Genomic DNA, 17222 nt, shown 5'->3' on the forward strand with positions numbered 1-17222 from the left:
GGTGGAAGCATGGTGACATGTGCAGCTGACTGATACTAATCGATCGAGGACTTAACCAAAATACTTTTTAAGATGAATGTAAGTACGTTATCTAGTTTTGAAGGAATGAATCCTTCATCATAGTCTAGTGGCGATAGCGAAGAGGTCACACCCGTTCCCATACCGAACACGGAAGTTAAGCTCTTCAGCGCCGATGGTAGTTGGGACTTTGTCCCTGTGAGAGTAGGACGTCGCTAGGCAACTAAAAGATCAACCGTTATGGTTGGTCTTTTTTTTATTTTTTACGCTCTGTTAGCGTTGAATGTTGATTAATTTACTATTAAATTAGGCTGTCATAAAATGACAGCCTAATCGTTTTTTTGTTCAACTACGGGACCCGTTAGCAAAATTGAACGTCTAAAATAACCTAATTTTTTTCAACTTTTCCTCATAGTTAGAACTAATATCATTTAGTTTCTTCAAGGTTTCTTCAATGTTCATCAACTCTGCTTTAGGTGTAGTTAATGCTCCAATTGATTCGAATAGCTCTTTCAATACTTTTATGTATTTAATATCCTTCTCGGAAAGAGGAACACTTTCAATATTATCTTGAAAATTACTATTTAAAAATTTTCTATAGAAACTTTGGACTTCCCCTGCAAGTTTATTAGTGTTTTTTGGATAATATTCTTCTGAGTAGATGTCATAATGGTTGGCAAAGGTTAAAGATTCGTCTATACCAAATAAAACATTATTAGATGAGTGCCAGATATTATCAAATTCAAGTCTTGAGATTTCCTTCCTACTGATTAAAGTAGGTAATTCATTAGCAAGCATTTCTTTTGCCTCACCAAATGAAGCATTTAGTTCCATTTTGAAATTGTTTTCCAGCTTCTTGTTTAAAGAACTTGATTGTTGAAATTGATATATGTTTAGAACTACCAAAACGATAATGATAATTGTAAGTATTTTATACTTCTTCATAGCTCCTCCTAATAATTGTATTATACCTTGAAAATCAGAGATTTCCATTTTATTTAATGAAGATAGTAGCTTATGTCTCCAGTAGAATAAAGTGACGTAAGAAATATTATTCGAATCCGAATTTTCATCCTTCATTAATTCTGCTGAATACAAATCGGGAAACGCTTTTTATCATCTTGACGTAAAAATACTCGTGTTATATATTTATAACAAGATGTTAGAAATATATAACAAATTGTAAAAATCTAGGTGGTGATGATTATTGTTGAAGACAAAATTAAAAGAGTATCGTGCCAAACACAATATGAATCAGCAGACATTAGCAAAGTTAGTAGGGGTTAGACGGGAAACCATTGGGCACCTTGAACGTGGAACGTATAGTCCTTCGCTAAAATTAGCATGGGACATAGCAAAGGTTTTTAAAGTGCCTATCGAAGAAATTTTTGAATACGAGGAGGAGTAATGGGGATGGATGAAAGAAGTCAGCAGTTAATATCAAAGGGAATTGCAATTACACTAGCAGTCTTGTATGTTTTGCTTTTTGTTTCAGCAATTTGGAAATATGTAAGTACGAAAGATATTACACAGAGTACATTGGAAATTATTCTTATCGTGATGATACCTGCATCAATAGCATGGTTTGCACGAAAGGATGAAAGTCTAACAATACCCCGGATGATTACAGGTGAGATGGTTTTCACGGAAGCAGATTATCAATCTAAAAGAAAGAGAAAACGTCACTATTTTTGGGATTCATTGGGTTTTTCCACAGTTGTTCTGGTTTTAAATCTTATTACGACATTCTTTGTAGAAAAGGAATGGCAAGGTCTACAATTGTTTGTGGGACTAAGTAAAACAATGAATATGATTATTTTGTTCGTACTTGAATTTTTGATGTCCATTATTGTATTCTATGCGATTTCTTATATTTGGGAGGAATTCAATATAAAAAGATACAATCGGAGAATACAAGAGTTGGAGGATAATAATGAATAAATACGATAAAAAGGTGCTTGAGGTAGCTCCTATTGGTGCAGTTATATATGAACTTTTGCAAAAAGAAGATAGAGGTTCGAATGGGAAAATTATAGATTTTCTATTGGAGGGTATCTTAACATTTGGAAGTGCGGTCAAACAACTGGAAACAAGAGAAACTTACTATTTAATTATGAATGAGAATGAAGCAGATCTGGTTACGATTCAAAAGGATTTAACCATTTCGAACCAGGATATATCTAGTGCTGTACAAATTGCATCAGGAAAAAAGTATTTTCTTCATGATGGGTATAAATACAACCTGTATCGTAAAATTCAATAATGATGGGAAGTAGGGACAGGATAATTGAACCAAGTTGGGACAATGGACCTGTACCTCTGACCCTATTTTGTTTCTGGTTTATTTTTTGTTTGCTTTTTAGAATCTTGTTTGTTTTTTATATGCCCCTTCGCATCCACTTTTGAATCCCTTAACATGATTTTTCACCCCCAAATTTGAAGTTCACCTTTAGATGTTGTTATGTTTCCACTCCAGAAAACCTTTATACTTAGCTTCTTTATTGAACAACTGTATAAAAATAGTTCATCTTCAAAAAATAAGGCATCAAAATTTATAAGGTGGTGTTCATATTGGCTGAAGAGAAAAGTAATAAGAAAAAGAAAGGTTGTCTTGGCTGTCTTGGGTTACTAATTCTTATTATCATTATAGGCTCTTGCGCTGCCATTTTAGGTGGGGATGAGGAAGATCAAGCTCCTCCTGCACCACAAGAGGAGCAAAATCAAACGGATGATATGGCAGCAGAAAAAGAAGAACAAGTAGAGGAAAATAAAAAAGATGTTGAGGAAAAAGAGGATCAACCTAAAGAAGAACAGCCAGTTAAAGAAGAAAAAGCACCTGATGATTTAAGTAGCTTTGTTGAATACGCAGTTAAGAAGGAAGCAGGCGAAACATCGAATCAGGATGATGAAGAGCTAAAAAATCGAGTGTATAAGGTCTCTGTTGATGGAGATGTCGTGTGGGTACAGGCTGTAGCTGACGATAACTTTACAAAAAATACAATTCGCAAAAGTATTCAACGAGATAGTACCGATATCTTAGAAGAGATTTATACAAACAGGGATGACGTTTCTGAAGTTACACTCGAATGGGTATTTCCATTACAAGATGCTTATGGAAATGCTAAGATCGGACCGATTGTAACAATTATCTTATCGAAGTCCACCTCAGATAAAATAAATTGGGAAAACTTTTCTTCCTCCAACCTTCCAAAAGTTGCTGATACCTATATCGAATACCCGGCGATAAAAGATTAATATAGAGTTATTTGAGGATTAGGCCTAGGTAGAGGGGGATAAGGTTTGTTAGCAATGAAAAAGGGACACTGGCAGTTCAGTGTCCCTTTTTCTAAAAAATGGTGGGACAATGGACCTGTCCCTCTGACCCACTTAGACACCTGGGAACCAGCCAGGGGTGTGGATGATTGCATTCCATAGTGGATCTGGAATGACTAGTTCTTTTTGTTTGGTTTTGTCTATTTTTGTGACGATCTCGTTTTCTTTATCTTCTGCTACTTTTTGTACCCAATCTGGGTCAATGATTAGTTCTCTACCTAATGCAAGTAAAGGGACACCTGTTTTAAAGGCTTTGCGAGCATCATCAGCTGTATAAATGGATCCAACTCCAATCAATGGAACACGATTATTAATCGTTTCTAGCAAGTATTCGATACGAGTTTTGTTGGTGTCTTCAACACCTCTTCTTGCTGCTGAAAAGAATTCTCCTAATGAAACATGTAAATAAGTTAAGCCTTTATTCGCTAATGTATCAACTAGTTTGAGTGTATCACCCATTGTAATTCCAGGTGTTTCAGGTTCTTCTGGTGAAAAACGATAGCCAACAATAAATTCAGGAATCGCATGTTCTTTAACAACTTTTTGCACTTCATCCACAATTGCGAGAGGGAAGGTCATACGTTTTTCAAGACTACCTCCATACTGGTCCTCACGACGATTTGAATGAGGAGAGAAGAACTGTTGAATGAGATAGCCGTTAGCTCCATGTATTTCAACCCCATCATAGCCTGCTTCAATGGCACGACGAGTTGTTTCTCCGAATGCTTTTATGATATTTTCAACTTCATTTTCAGATAATGGTCTTGGTTTTACATCAGGTACCTCGGTTGATGCTCCTCCTCTTACGGCAGGAACATCACTTGCGCTCACAATTTTTCCATTTGGAACTAATTCAGGAGGACACATTCTTCCGCCATGAAAGATTTGTAAGATCGCTTTCGCACCTTGTTCTTTAATGGCTTTGGCTAATTGAGATAAGCTCGGAATCATCTCATCTGTGTCACCAGCAAATTCACCATGGAATCCTTTTCCATTTGGTGTAACATATGTACAAGCCGTAATCACCATGCTAACTCCACTAGAACGGCGTGCATAGTAACTCACTTCTGCATCTGAAACAGTTCCATCTGGATTAGATGAGAAGTTAGTCATTGGTGCCATGATCAGTCTGTTTTTTAATTCAACTCCATTAGGGAGAGTGTATGTTGATAGCATAAATTGATTGTCTGCATTCATAGTTTGTAACCTCCTTAATAGTTGATTGTTATGTGAAAAATAGTACCATTATATACTTAGCTAATCAGTGGTACTTTATTAGCGTGCAAAAATAATGATACATTCTATAGGAAACAATTTAAAGCATTCTGCTAATATGGGAGTGGGAGAGGTAATCGTAGAATGGAATTGGTGCACCAGTTAAGTGGTTATAAGAAAAAACGAGCTGGCCAGATAGATGCCAACTCGTTTTTGAAATGCCCCTGCCAAGGAATTTAATTTTACCATACACATGGATCATTTTTGAAAGAAAATACTAGCGATCGCTTAGGTTATATCCAACTCGGGAAATTGAATGATTTGATTTAGTGAATATAGATAGAAATAAAATAGTGGGACAAGGGACCTGTCCCTCTGTCCCAAGTTATGGTAAGATGGACAGGCTAATTTGTACGAAATCTAGGGAGATGATGATTGGATGAAGCAGGAGTTTATTGAGGTTGTTAATGGGCGGGAGAACAATTTGAAAAATGTTCATGTTCAGATTCCGAAGGGGAAAATTACGATTTTTACTGGGGTGTCTGGTTCTGGGAAGTCATCGATTGTTTTTGATACGATTGCACAGGAAGCCGGTCGTCAGCTAAATGAGACCTTTAGTAGTTTTGCCCGTCAGTTTCTGCCGAAATACGGCCGACCTGAGGCCGATGAAATTAATAATCTATCCACTGCGATTATAGTGGATCAGAAACGACTTGGTGGTAATGCACGATCTACACTTGGGACGGTTACTGACATTCAGCCTCTGTTACGACTTCTTTTTTCACGTTTTGCACAACCAAGCATTGGTTGGAGTAATGCATATTCCTTTAATGATCCAATTGGAATGTGCCCACATTGTGAGGGGATTGGTAGAACAATTACGTTAAACCTCGATGCTGCGTTAGATAAGGAGAAATCCTTAAATGAAGGAGCCATTTTACTTCCGGGGTTTGGCCCAGGTACATGGCAATGGAAAGCATATGCTGAATCTGGTTTCTTCGACAATGATAAAAAAATAAAAGATTTTACAAAAGAAGAATATGAAAAGCTGGTTTATGCCGGTGAGGAAAAAATCGTCGTTAATTATATGAATGGCGAAATCAACACAACGTATGAGGGCTTGGCCGTTAAATTTATGAGACAAAATGTGAATCGAGATAAAGATACATCGAAAGCTGCCGAGAAAAAGCTCAAAGAATTTACCACAACGGGCACATGTCCCAGTTGCCAAGGGACACGGTACAATGAGAAGGTCTTATCTTCAATATTCAAAGGGTATTCCATTTATGACCTGACATCGATGCAACTTGATGAATTAATGGATGTACTTCAACGCTTTGATGAACCAAGTGCGAAACCAATTGTGGATGGAATACTAGAACGAGTTAAAAATCTTTGTGACATTGGATTAAGTTATTTGACCTTAACAAGGGAAACGCCGACTTTATCTGGTGGTGAGTCGCAGCGGGTTAAAATGGTGAAATATTTATCTAGTAACTTAACTGGATTAATGTACATATTTGATGAGCCAAGCACTGGACTTCATCCTCGCGATGTCTACCGATTAAATGAATTACTTGTTAGATTACGTGATAAGGGCAATACGGTATTAGTGGTAGAGCATGACCCTGATGTTATCCAAATTGCAGACCATGTCATCGATGTTGGTCCGAATGCGGGTACTGGTGGAGGAAAAATTATGTATAGTGGAAGTTACCAGGGTCTATTGTCTTCTGATACATTAACGGCTCAGTTTTTAAACAAGAAACTGGAAATTAAAATGAACCCAAGACCTGTTAATGAATTCTTGGAAAGTAGAAAAAGTAGCCTCCATAATTTGAAAAATGTGAGCATACGTGTGCCAATCGGGGTTTTTACAGTTGTTACGGGGGTAGCGGGTTCTGGAAAAAGTACGCTTGTGAATGAAGTCTTTGCAAAGGATTTTCCAGATTCCATTCGAATAGATCAAAGCCAAGTTCATGGTAACATTCGTTCCAATCCTGCAACCTTCTCCGGTATTATGAATTCGATTCGGAAAGCTTTTTCAGAAGCGAATAATGTGGAAAGTGGACTTTTTAGCTATAATTCAAAAGGTGCCTGTGAAACATGTGGGGGCACTGGTTCGGTAGAGCTTAACTTATCTTTCATGGATAAAATGGAAATGGAATGCAGTGAATGTCATGGAGACCGTTACAAACAGGAAGTCCTCCAATACCTGTACAAAGGAAAAAATATTGTAGAGGTTATGGATATGTCTGTCGCAGAAGCTGTGGAGTTTTTTGAAGCAAAAGATATCAAGAGACAACTGACAAGCATGGCGACAGTTGGACTTGGATATTTGTCTTTAGGCCAACCACTAAACACATTATCTGGTGGGGAGAGTCAAAGACTGAAACTCGCAAAAGAGATAAATAAGAAGGGGAATATCTATATTCTAGATGAACCGACAACTGGACTGCATCTATCCGATGTATCCAATATTCTAGTGATTATCGAAAAATTAGTTGAAAAGGGTAATACAGTCATTGTCATTGAACATAACCTGGACGTCATCCGAAACAGTGATTGGATTATTGATTTAGGCCCAGACGGAGGTACGGGTGGTGGAGAAATTTTATATGAAGGCCCACCTGCAGGGGTAAAGGCTTGTGAACGATCTATAACAGCAAAGTATATTTAAAGGAAAGAAAAGTGTCTAAACCCTATATGACATTATTAAGGGTTCAGGCACTTTTTTCAATTAAGAACGAAGTACAGACCATTTTCCAAAAGGCTTCTTTTGTTAAGAACATGCTCCTTGCATAAACATTTATGGAAATTTAATGGATAATCGTAGAATTAGTTTGAATAAATGTTCAGTCTACTCATACTCATAAATTGAGGTGATCAAATGGATTACAATAATTTTAAATCAATTAAAGAGTATGGCTTTGAAGGTTATATTCCGATTACTGAATTGATGCAAAATCATTCGATCGTTCCACACACTAAAGGGGTTTATATGGTGCTCTATACCCCTGATCATTCACCAGAGTTTTTGAGAAAAGGTACAGGTGGTTATTTTAAAGGGAAAGATCCTAATGTTCCAGTAGGAAAGTTAAATGAAAGTTGGGTACAGGATACGAAAGTAATCTATATAGGGAAAGCCGGTGGTGGAAAAAGCTCTGCTACTCTGAATTCAAGAATAAAGCAATTATTAAAATTCGGTAGTGGAAGAAACGCGAGCCACTACGGCGGAAGGGTTATTTGGCAAATTGAGGATATCAATCATTTGATAGTTTGTTGGAAGGAACTACCTGTCGAGGATCCTAATGATGTAAAAAATCAACTGATTAAGGGTTTTAAAAAGGTACATAGAAAGAGGCCATTCGCAAATATGGTAGAATAATGATCTTAATTTGTGTGTAAGATTCAATTATATATGGAGTAGTTTAGCAAAATAAGGTATAGGGAGGATAATAATGAATCCTCTCTTTTATTTTGTGTCTGTTCTTACGGATGTGGTTATCATTAAAAAACGAAACTAAATCATGTTTCATTCGTAAATAAGGTATAAGAAATAAATGAACCTTGGCTAAATTAAGATCCCATTAGGCGGTGGTATAGTGGAAAATCATGTAGATGACATTAAAACAAATATAGAGAAACTAAGGAGTACCATAAGTAATGAACTTTCAAAAAAGCTTGATTTAAATAAATGTGAACGAGTGGTTGAAAAGCTGGATTCTTTTTCGGCAAGTTGTGAAGAGTGTCAGCAACATCTAGTTGATTTAAAGAATCATTTTACTCAACTGGAAGCGAATGACGATGAAATTGATAAGGACAGTAAACATCATAAACAAGTGATCAAAGGAATTGCTGCACATCTTCAAAAGGAACATAAGTTGGTACCTGAAGGGATGTATCTCACATTATACATGTCTATAGGTATGAGTTTGGGTATGGTGTTTGGATTAACGATTTTTGATAATATTGCATTAGGGTTGCCGATTGGGATGAGCATCGGCATTGCGATTGGTGCTGGTTTGGATGCAGATGCTAAGAAAAAAGGGAATACAATATAGTCTTTAGGACACTTACAAATGTGAGTGTTTTTTGTTTGGGTTAGGTGAGAGTTGCTTAACAAATAATTTGAACTTTCTTAAAAACTACTGGAAAATTTTATGATATACTGTTTAGTAGAGGAGGCAGTGTAATGAAAAATAAACAGCGATTACTAACTGTAATGACCATCATAGCATTTTTCTCGTTAGTTGCTTGTAGTAACTCAACGGATGAGGCAAATGCTAAACCAGAAAACGAAGAATCAGAAACTAGCACGAATTTAAAAACAGAGGAAAAACCAGCTACCAATGAGAAGTCTGGTGAAATAAATAAATCTGAGAGTCCTGAAAATACTCAGATTAAAAACAAAGAAGAGACATCTAAAGAACCATCTACGACTGAACATGACGAGACATCGAAATCTAGTAACAAGAATGAAATAACCGAAGGTATGAAGGATGCATATCTTAAAGAATTAAATAAAATGGAAGAAGCAGATAGAAACGCCGAAGATACAGCAACAATGGCAGAATTGGAAGAACAAGAGGCGGCAAGGTATAAAAAGTGGGATGAAAAATTGAACGAGATTTATGGAATGTTAAATGAACAGCTTGACTCTGAACAAATGAATCAATTACGAGAAGAACAACGAAATTGGATTAAACATAGAGATGAAACCGCAAAAGAATCATCATTGAAATATAAAGGTGGCTCGACGGAAACCTTAGAATATGTAGCTACCCAAGCAACTATGACAAGGGAAAGATGCTATGCGCTGGTTGCAAAGTATATGAATTGATTGTTTGATGATTAAGATAAAAATGAGTTGGCTATAAATGCCAACTCGTTTTTTTTACGGGATGCTGGAACATGTCCATTGACTCAAGCGGGATAAATGGACATGTCTTACTTGCCTTTTCGTATCCGCTATGTTTAACTAGTATCTAGTAACTTAATAATCTAACAATTCGACTAGGGGAGCATGTTTGTGCTGAGAGATAGAGATATCGACCCTTTGAACCTGATCTAGGTAACACTAGCGTAGGGAAGTGGAGTTGGCACGTTATGTGTAAACAAACGATATATATTGCCTAACCCATTTCTAGTCACTAGTGATGGGTTTTTTTTATCTCCCCCAAGGTCAAATGGAGAAAGGGGACAAGAAAGTGAGCAGTCTTTTTACTGATCGTTTATGGAATCGAGTGGAGCCTATTTGGAATTCGTATTTGGAGCATCCTTTCGTGAAAGGGATTGGCGAGGGTTGGTTGGAAAAGGAAAGTTTAAGCATTATATGAAGCAGGATTATGTGTACCTGATTGAGTATTGCAGACTTTTTGCGTTGGGGAGTGCGAAGGCCCCGGATTTAAAAACGATGTCCATTTTTGCAAACCTTTTGCATGGTACGTTGGAGATGGAGATGGATCTTCACCGCCAATATGCCGCAAAGTTTGAAATATCTCCAGAAGAGCTCGAGGCGACTAGACCTGCATCAACTACAACATCTTACACAAGCTACATGTTGAATGTAGCGCAACTTGGTGGTGTAGAAAATGTTGTCGCTGCAGTCCTAGCCTGTGCATGGAGCTATAACTTTATTGGAAAAGAGCTCGTCAAATGGCCTGGAGCAGTTGAGCATGAATTCTATGGGGAATGGGTGAAAATGTATTCATCCGATGAGTTTTCAGCGTTAGCGGAAGACTGTAAGCAGCTTATCAATGAAATCGCAAGCGGAAAACCAGAGCGAGATTTAGCAGTACTTGAAGAAATCGTCGTCAAAACGAGTATGTTTGAATATATGTTCTGGGATATGGCCGAAAATCTTGAGGAGTGGCCGATTAATCTATAGGACAAGTGGTTAGGTTCCGTGCACATGTTCAGTCACGGAACCTTTTTTCGTAATAAAATTTCCACAAAGTTTCGATTTCTTTCATATGGAATAATCTTGGAAAGTAGCCCAATTTTCATGTCTAGCAAACTGAGGATAGGCAGAAGTGAAGGTAACTATGATGGGAGCGTGGTCAAGAGTAGGGTAAGCATTGAATAAAAATCGATCTCCGTATCGAATAGCTGTTAAGGCAAGTGGCAATTCACGTCTAAAGATTTCATTTCGCTTTGCTGCAACTTGTAGGTTATATTCTCCTTGATCAATATATAAATAAACCTGGTAATGGAAGTGACTTCCATCTGTTCTCCATTCACCTAATACTTCATCTCTCATCGAATTAATTTTATCCCAGGCATAATGATAGCCTATTGTTAAAAATAATTCGGCAGTTGTATCAGAGTGTGTTAGTGTGTAATATCTTGGAATAATGGGTGCTGTAGCAGTAACGCTATCCCTGTATTCGACCGATAATTTGTCGGGATTGAATGTGCTCAAAAAATCATCTCCTGTCGGATATTAAATCTTATTTAAGTCCATTAATAATTCCATCATTTATATATATATAATTCAATGTGAAAACATGAAGATTTTTTATCGTGCAAAAAGGACTAGGAAATTAAATTTCCTAGTCCTTTATTAGGCTAACTAGTCTTATACTTTTCTATCTACTGCTTGGGGAGGTTGTTCAAACCATTTTTCTTTTATCGCTAACAGTAAGCCCATTCCATAAAACTTTTTCATATCATCTGATATTTTATCTAATTTTGCAACTATATCCGTTCGTAAACTGGAAGTCATAGCTTGATTTACCATAGTAAAACAGAATATACCTAAACAAGTATTAGCAAAAAACAACATTAATTTATCGGAAAAAGGAGATATCTCTATATTCGAAATTTGATAGTCTCCTGAAGCTGAAATCGGAATATTTTCTTCTTCAAGAACTTCTTGAAGTGAATGTAGAACTTTTTCGATCCCATCTCTGCCTTTTCCAAAGTGTTGTTTCAAATCTTTTTTTTGGGCTAATTTACTAAAAGTAACAAAAATCATCTTTGAAAACTGTCCCCTATAGATAATCCTTGAAAGATTAGCTATCTCAGCAGCGTTTAAAGGTCTTGAACTACCAATAAAACCATTGAGATACATGAAGTTTTTAGCATATTCCACCTCACTATCGATTGCTACTTGTGGAGGTTTCAAATATACGCCTTTGGATAACATGAGGTCTACAATTTCATTCTGGATATTTACAGAAAACGTAATGTTACCTTGAAAATGATTCCGAATATCGCTTCTTGGGCAATCTGATAATGCAATAGGATATGTACTCATCGCGAGATGTGTTAAATCGAAACAAAAATTCAAAATAAATATATCAGAAAATACTTTGGTCACGTCCACACTTACATCTTCATCGGTAAAACCAAGAGGGACAGAAAGATTTTCTTTATTAAAGATATCATTAAGTTCATCAAGATTCTTTTCAGATTGAATTAACATTTTTTCAACAATGTGTTTTATATGACTATCTTCCGTACTTACCAAAAAATATTCAAATAGTCTTTGTTGCATACTGCTCATTAAAAACGAAGACCAAATATTAGATACCTCAGTTGCGGTTAATTTTAGAAATGGCAAATGTTCATTTGATTGTTCCATCTTAGATCCACTCCTTTCTAAATAGAATATTAAACAAAATAGTAGTTATATGTATAAGAGCAGTAGGGATAGTTACTACCCTATTAAAACATAGTTAGTTTTCCCATTTTGTTTAATAATTACTATGAAGAAAGTCGAGAAGATATAGGGAAGTTCTTAGAACAAAGCAGGGTCAAGGGGACAGGTTCGTGACCTAGCCGGATCACGGAACCTGTCTCTCTGAGCCTACAAAATCGTTTTTCTATTACTGCCCTTTGCTGTTAGAGGTGTAGTCAGTTTTTAACCAGGCGATAGGGCTCATATTTACTTTGTTCACACCTGCATATTTTGTAAGTGTTGGAACAACGCTGTCTAATGGGACCACGTTATACGTATAAGGGAGTTTCTCGTCATAGTTATACTCAAAGACAAATGGATCAGTTGGTGGGTTCATTTTACTCATATTTTCACTTCCAACAATATGAGAAGACCATGCCCAATTTCCAATCGTAGATTTATCATGCCATGTAAATCCTTTTGTAAATAGATTTTCCCCATTGTTGTCCCAACTGCTTCCTGTATACGTTCCATATTGATTGGAGATTTTTGAGTTTACAATTAAGTTTCTATTATAAGCTGCTTGGAATAAATCAGCCCATTGGGCATCCATATTTTTAGTATCTAATCCCTGAATTTCCGCACCTGTGATTGGCTCGTTAATGTCATTGAATACAGATGTATCTGCTGCAATTGAGGCACCATTTCTAGCATTTAGTGCTCGTGAAAGTGTATCTGTACCGAATTCAGCAATTGCGGTAACATTCTCTAAAATCGCATGATGAGTGGAATTATCCAAATACAAGTTGTACGCATGACCAGAACCTTGGCGTATCATAGGGATTCTCTGTCCAACATTGGTATACGTATTATAAGCGAGTGTTAAACGTATTCTTTGATTGCCGTCCTTTATCTCATTACCACTACTTGACACATAATTCACATAGTCTTTATCACCAGAACCCGATAAATGCACCTTACTGTGGTACGCAGCATAGGCCATGATTTGTTCTTTAGTGGCACCTTCGTTACGCATGTTGTAATACACGCTATCGGAATTCAATTCATTTGCAGCATATTTCTCTTCCATAAACTGAACCGTTTGATAAATATCACTATCTGTTGAAGGATTTTCATCCGCAGGTAATCCGAATTCAGACCAGGAAATCGTGATGTTGGAGCCACCGTTCTCCGTATCAATTAATCCATCTGCTGCAATCGGAAATTTACAATGGTCAATCCATACATTATTGGCGCCATTTATTTTAATATAAGTCCAGCCTACTTCCTTGTGTTTTCCTGTATCATCCCATTGCCACATGCCATCAAAATTCAGATTACGTATGACAATATCGTTCGTTGACCGTTGTAATTTAAACTCGACAGATCGAATCGTTTTTCCTTTTTTTGAAAAAATCGTAAGTCCGTCAACACCATCAATATTTAGTTGTGAAACACCAGAAGTTGCTATTTTTGGATTGGTAAATCCGTTCATAGGATCCCGGTATTTCGTAATGAAACGATACTTTTTTGTTTCCTCAGAACTCAGATTTAAATGTTTCCACCCAAAATTTAAATCCTTGGCGATTTCAATTACTTTCACTCTTCCAGCCTGTGAATCCAAAATGGCCTGTAAAAAATCTCTTTCTGTTTTGACCTGTCGATAATAGGGTGTATCAATGTATTCACTTCGGTCATTCACCCCTAATGAGGCATAACCAGAAACAGATAGAAAACTATTGTCATAATCTTTGATATACCTAGTAGTGTTTGGGATCGAATCGATTTCTGCAGCGTGAGCCGTTCTGTTTCCGTTCAAGAAAAATGGTGCAAATAAGGATAAAACCAGGACCCAGACCATTGCTTTTCTAAACTTCATAATATACCACCTTTGCAATTTTTTTAATTCTCGATGTAAAACAAATGTTAACAAACGTTTAAATTTCACCTCCTAGCGTACATCTAACGGTAATCATCAGATTATTTTGCAAACCCTTTCATTAGAAGGGGATCAAAAACTTCTATATTAGTTTAGCAAGCTTCTCATTACATATTTTGTGAGAAGAAGACGTTATTGTTTACATTTTCGAATATGTTTAAGGCCTGTACACAGGGGAGGGGTGCCTTTGTCCTAGTTTCTTTTTATATTAAATAGGAGTAAAGTTGTGATTCCTTAAAAAATGAAGGATATGGGCAGATGAACATGTAATAAAAAGAACATAAATAGAGTAATAGTTTTAAAGCGAGTACAAAGGGAAGAACAAACTAAGGACTTTGTTGGCTCATTTGGAGAGGAGTGGAATAGTGGTACAAAAAATAAGTGTTTCTCTTCGTGAACAGCCTTTTTATATCAATCGTTTTAGTGGTTACTATCCGTCGATGGCAACACATCATCTGCACCAAGATTACGAAATTTATTATTTATCCAAAGGGGAACGGATTTACATCATTAATGGGGAAGAGTACCTAGTGAAGAATCAGCATCTCGTTTTTATTGATAAAAATGTGATCCATAAAACGGTTAAGAAAAGCAATCAAGTATATGAGCGAATGGTGATAAATTTTAGAGAGTGTTTCCTGGGTTTAGGCGAACAACATATCGTGAAGCAGCTTTTTGAAAATGGTCCATACATTATATCGATTCCCCAAAATAAAAGAGATTTAATCAACACTATCATAATGAGGTTATTCGAAGAGTACCAGAAGAACCTAAAAGAAAGGGATTTGTACCTTAAATCTTTGTTATCACAACTATTAATTGAAAGTAATAGATTGTTAGAGGGAGCGAGACCTAAAGAATCGATGAAAGTTTCTAGCCATCAAGATAAGACTGGTAAAAATGAAATTGAAAAGATTATTTCATTTATTAATAACAATTATACAAATGACATTTCTCTTGGTGTACTATCTTACCAGTTTCATGTGAATGAGCAGTATATAAGTAGGCTCTTTAAAAAATACACAGGATGCAGTTTTATTGAATACTTGAATGCAGTTCGTATAAATGAAGCAAAAAGGTATTTAATATTTACAACCATGAAAGTGAATCAAATTGCAGGAAAAGTGGGCTATTCTAATCATGTCCATTTTTGGCGTGTATTTAAGAGGAATACAAGTATGTCCCCAAATCAGTTTAGGATATTAAATCAGAACAATAATCTATAATTTCTTCAGTTGGTTGAAGTACTGACTAAAAAGGTGCAAAATGTAGCATAATAAAAATTTAAACTAACGATAATATTAATTAGATGGTATTATACGTTAAGAGAGAAATTACATAGTAGAGGTAGTTTATGTTACATTTTATTAATCGATTTGAACAAGCTTTTCATTATTCACCTATAGGCATGGCCTTGTTTTCACTAGAAGGGCTGTGTTTAAAAACAAATCCAGCACTATCAAAGATTACAGGCTATTTGGAAGAGGAATTATTATCTCTTACTTTTCAAGAGATTACCCACCCGGATGATTTAGAGGAAGATCTCAGACATGTGCAGGAACTAATAGAGGGTAAAAAAGGTTCCTATGAAATGGAAAAGAGATACTTTCATAAAAATGGAGACATTGTATGGGTTTTTCTTTCGGTTTCCATCTTTCAACAAGATGAAAAAACACATTATTTAATTGCACAGATTCTAGATATAACTGAAAAAAAGAAATTACAGCTCAGTTTACTCGAGAGTGAAGAAAGGTTTCGCAACCTTCTAACCTATTCACCAGACCCTATTTTGGTATTTGATGGAGAGATTATTTTATACGCGAATGAGTCTGCAGCCAAACTAGTTGACACATCCGTTGAAGATATGGTTGGAGAGAACATTAGGAAGTTCATTGATCCGTCCATGCATGATTTGTTTCAAATTCGTAGCCAAGACATATTAAATCATAATGAGCATCTTCTTGATTTTGATTTGAAAATACGTAGTAAAAATGGCCGTACTGTGGATACCGTTTTTTCTGCGGTTCCAATCGCTTATATGGAAAAAAGGGCGATTTTAGTTAGTTATCGTGATATTACGATACGAAAAAAGATGGAACAAGAATTAACGGAGAGTGAAGATCGGTATCGACAATTAGTCGAGTATTCTCCATTGGGGATTTTAGTCCATCAAAAAGGTGTTATCAAATATGCCAACCCTACAGCATTGCAATTATTAGGGATTACAAATGCAGAATTGTTGGAAGGTATCCAAATTAGTAATATTGTCCACCCTGAATTCCGTTTGATCGTTTCGAGAAGGATTAAAAATATTGAAGAAAATCGTGAGTACGAGCCTACCCTTTATGAAAAATTCATTCGCTTAGATGGTCAGGAAATTGATGTTGAAGTAAGTGGAATCCCAACTCAATTGAACGGGGAATCAGCGGTCCAAGTCGTGTTTTGGGATGTGACGGAGAAAAAGAAGGAAGAGGATTTAATAAGGTATCGAGCCTACCATGATACCTTAACGGATTTACCAAACCGACTTAAATTCCAGCTAGATTTAATGGAAGAGATGGAAAAGGATTCAATGTTTACCATTATGTATTTAGATTTACATGGCCTCAAATCGGTTAACGATTCGAATGGTCATCAAGCTGGTGACATGGTACTCATTAAAGTAACATCTCGTTTAACAGGAGTCCTAGGGTCTATTGGTCTCGTCTACCGTTTAGGTGGGGATGAATTTGCGATTGTTCTTCCAGGTCGTAAAAGTGAAGAAGAAATAAGTGAGACTGCAAATAGTATAGCGAGAGTCATTCAGCAGCCGATCTACGTTGCAAATTCGATTGCTGAAATTTCGACAAGTATTGGGGTTGTCTTCTATCCAGATCATGGGGTAGACATGGAGTTACTTCTGCGCCATGCTGATTTGGCCATGTATCATGCAAAGAAAACGAAGACCTTATATAAAATCTATGATAGATAAGATTTTCCTCAATTCTAGCATCTAAGATTCATCTTAAACGACATGTATATGTCGTTTCAGACTGTAGACAAACTCGAAAAATTTCGAGTTTGCCTACAGTCTTTTTTAATTTACAATATTTA

At 36.3% G+C, this 17222-nt stretch carries 15 protein-coding genes, 1 rRNA gene, 1 pseudogene and 1 riboswitch; of the genes and pseudogenes, 12 read left to right on the forward strand and 5 right to left on the reverse strand.

Features of this window, described 5'->3' with window-relative positions; genetic code table 11:
• Window positions 1-123 precede the first annotated feature (123 nt).
• Window positions 124-239, forward strand: a 5S ribosomal RNA gene (rrf, locus tag ACFSFW_RS14325).
• Window positions 240-396: 157 nt separating this feature from the next.
• Here rrf and ACFSFW_RS14330 read toward each other — a convergent pair.
• Window positions 397-963 carry a hypothetical protein gene (locus ACFSFW_RS14330; RefSeq protein ID WP_388039256.1) on the reverse strand — a complete coding sequence of 189 codons (567 nt, stop codon included), beginning with the start codon at window positions 961-963 and terminating at the stop codon, window positions 397-399.
• 262 nt (window positions 964-1225) lie between these two features.
• Between ACFSFW_RS14330 and ACFSFW_RS14335 the strand changes: the two genes are divergently transcribed.
• The 4 genes from ACFSFW_RS14335 to ACFSFW_RS14350 all read left to right on the forward strand — a co-directional run bounded on the left by ACFSFW_RS14335 (window position 1226) and on the right by ACFSFW_RS14350 (window position 3273).
• The gene (locus tag ACFSFW_RS14335) at window positions 1226-1426 is read left to right on the forward strand and encodes a helix-turn-helix transcriptional regulator (protein ID WP_388039231.1); all 201 of its coding nucleotides are present in this window, start codon (window positions 1226-1228) and stop codon (window positions 1424-1426) included.
• Window positions 1427-1431: 5 nt separating this feature from the next.
• Entirely contained in the window at window positions 1432-1959 is a 528-nt protein-coding gene (locus ACFSFW_RS14340) for a hypothetical protein (RefSeq protein ID WP_388039233.1), read from the forward strand.
• Complete coding sequence (locus ACFSFW_RS14345; protein ID WP_388039235.1) at window positions 1952-2281, forward strand: hypothetical protein; 330 nt, start codon at window positions 1952-1954, stop codon at window positions 2279-2281. Before ACFSFW_RS14340 ends, ACFSFW_RS14345 begins: the two co-directional genes overlap by 8 nt.
• Window positions 2282-2589: 308 nt before the next feature.
• Window positions 2590-3273, forward strand: a complete 684-nt coding sequence (locus tag ACFSFW_RS14350; RefSeq protein WP_388039236.1) for a hypothetical protein — start codon at window positions 2590-2592, stop codon at window positions 3271-3273.
• Between the two features lie 132 nt (window positions 3274-3405).
• On the opposite strand, the gene ACFSFW_RS14355 is transcribed toward ACFSFW_RS14350, so the two are convergent.
• Window positions 3406-4548: an NADH-dependent flavin oxidoreductase gene (locus ACFSFW_RS14355; protein WP_388039238.1), complete on the reverse strand. Its 1143-nt coding sequence runs from the start codon at window positions 4546-4548 to the stop codon at window positions 3406-3408.
• Between the two features lie 457 nt (window positions 4549-5005).
• Between ACFSFW_RS14355 and ACFSFW_RS14360 the strand changes: the two genes are divergently transcribed.
• The 5 genes and pseudogenes from ACFSFW_RS14360 (at window position 5006) to tenA (ending at window position 10456) form a co-directional block, all read left to right on the forward strand.
• Complete coding sequence (locus ACFSFW_RS14360) at window positions 5006-7246, forward strand: ATP-binding cassette domain-containing protein (RefSeq protein ID WP_388039240.1); 2241 nt, start codon at window positions 5006-5008, stop codon at window positions 7244-7246.
• 210 nt (window positions 7247-7456) lie between these two features.
• The gene (locus tag ACFSFW_RS14365; protein WP_388039242.1) at window positions 7457-7954 is read left to right on the forward strand and encodes a hypothetical protein; all 498 of its coding nucleotides are present in this window, start codon (window positions 7457-7459) and stop codon (window positions 7952-7954) included.
• 217 nt (window positions 7955-8171) lie between these two features.
• Window positions 8172-8630 carry a glycine zipper domain-containing protein gene (locus ACFSFW_RS14370; RefSeq protein ID WP_388039244.1) on the forward strand — a complete coding sequence of 153 codons (459 nt, stop codon included), beginning with the start codon at window positions 8172-8174 and terminating at the stop codon, window positions 8628-8630.
• A 131-nt stretch (window positions 8631-8761) separates the two neighbouring features.
• Entirely contained in the window at window positions 8762-9409 is a 648-nt protein-coding gene (locus ACFSFW_RS14375; RefSeq protein ID WP_388039246.1) for a lysozyme inhibitor LprI family protein, read from the forward strand.
• A gap of 165 nt (window positions 9410-9574) precedes the next feature.
• Window positions 9575-9675, forward strand: a riboswitch (TPP riboswitch).
• A gap of 80 nt (window positions 9676-9755) precedes the next feature.
• Window positions 9756-10456: pseudogene (gene tenA / locus ACFSFW_RS14380) on the forward strand (thiaminase II).
• An 81-nt stretch (window positions 10457-10537) separates the two neighbouring features.
• On the opposite strand, the gene ACFSFW_RS14385 reads toward tenA, so the two are convergent.
• The 3 genes from ACFSFW_RS14385 to ACFSFW_RS14395 all read right to left on the reverse strand — a co-directional run bounded on the left by ACFSFW_RS14385 (window position 10538) and on the right by ACFSFW_RS14395 (window position 14069).
• Window positions 10538-10990, reverse strand: a complete 453-nt coding sequence (locus tag ACFSFW_RS14385; RefSeq protein ID WP_388039248.1) for a staygreen family protein — start codon at window positions 10988-10990, stop codon at window positions 10538-10540.
• Window positions 10991-11146: 156 nt separating this feature from the next.
• The gene (locus ACFSFW_RS14390; protein ID WP_388039249.1) at window positions 11147-12154 is read right to left on the reverse strand and encodes a DUF3231 family protein; all 1008 of its coding nucleotides are present in this window, start codon (window positions 12152-12154) and stop codon (window positions 11147-11149) included.
• Between the two features lie 244 nt (window positions 12155-12398).
• The gene (locus ACFSFW_RS14395; RefSeq protein WP_388039251.1) at window positions 12399-14069 is read right to left on the reverse strand and encodes a pectate lyase family protein; all 1671 of its coding nucleotides are present in this window, start codon (window positions 14067-14069) and stop codon (window positions 12399-12401) included.
• A 425-nt stretch (window positions 14070-14494) separates the two neighbouring features.
• On the opposite strand from ACFSFW_RS14395, the gene ACFSFW_RS14400 reads away from it, so the two are divergent.
• On the forward strand, window positions 14495-15355 hold the full coding sequence (locus ACFSFW_RS14400; protein WP_388039253.1) for an AraC family transcriptional regulator: 861 nt from the start codon (window positions 14495-14497) through the stop codon (window positions 15353-15355).
• A 128-nt stretch (window positions 15356-15483) separates the two neighbouring features.
• A complete protein-coding gene (locus ACFSFW_RS14405; protein ID WP_388039254.1) occupies window positions 15484-17100 on the forward strand; it encodes a PAS domain S-box protein in 1617 nt (538 codons plus the stop codon).
• Window positions 17101-17222: the final 122 nt, after the last annotated feature.

The organism is Ferdinandcohnia salidurans (assembly GCF_042680725.1).
GTDB classification, from domain to species: domain Bacteria; phylum Bacillota; class Bacilli; order Bacillales; family Bacillaceae_L; genus Ferdinandcohnia; species Ferdinandcohnia salidurans.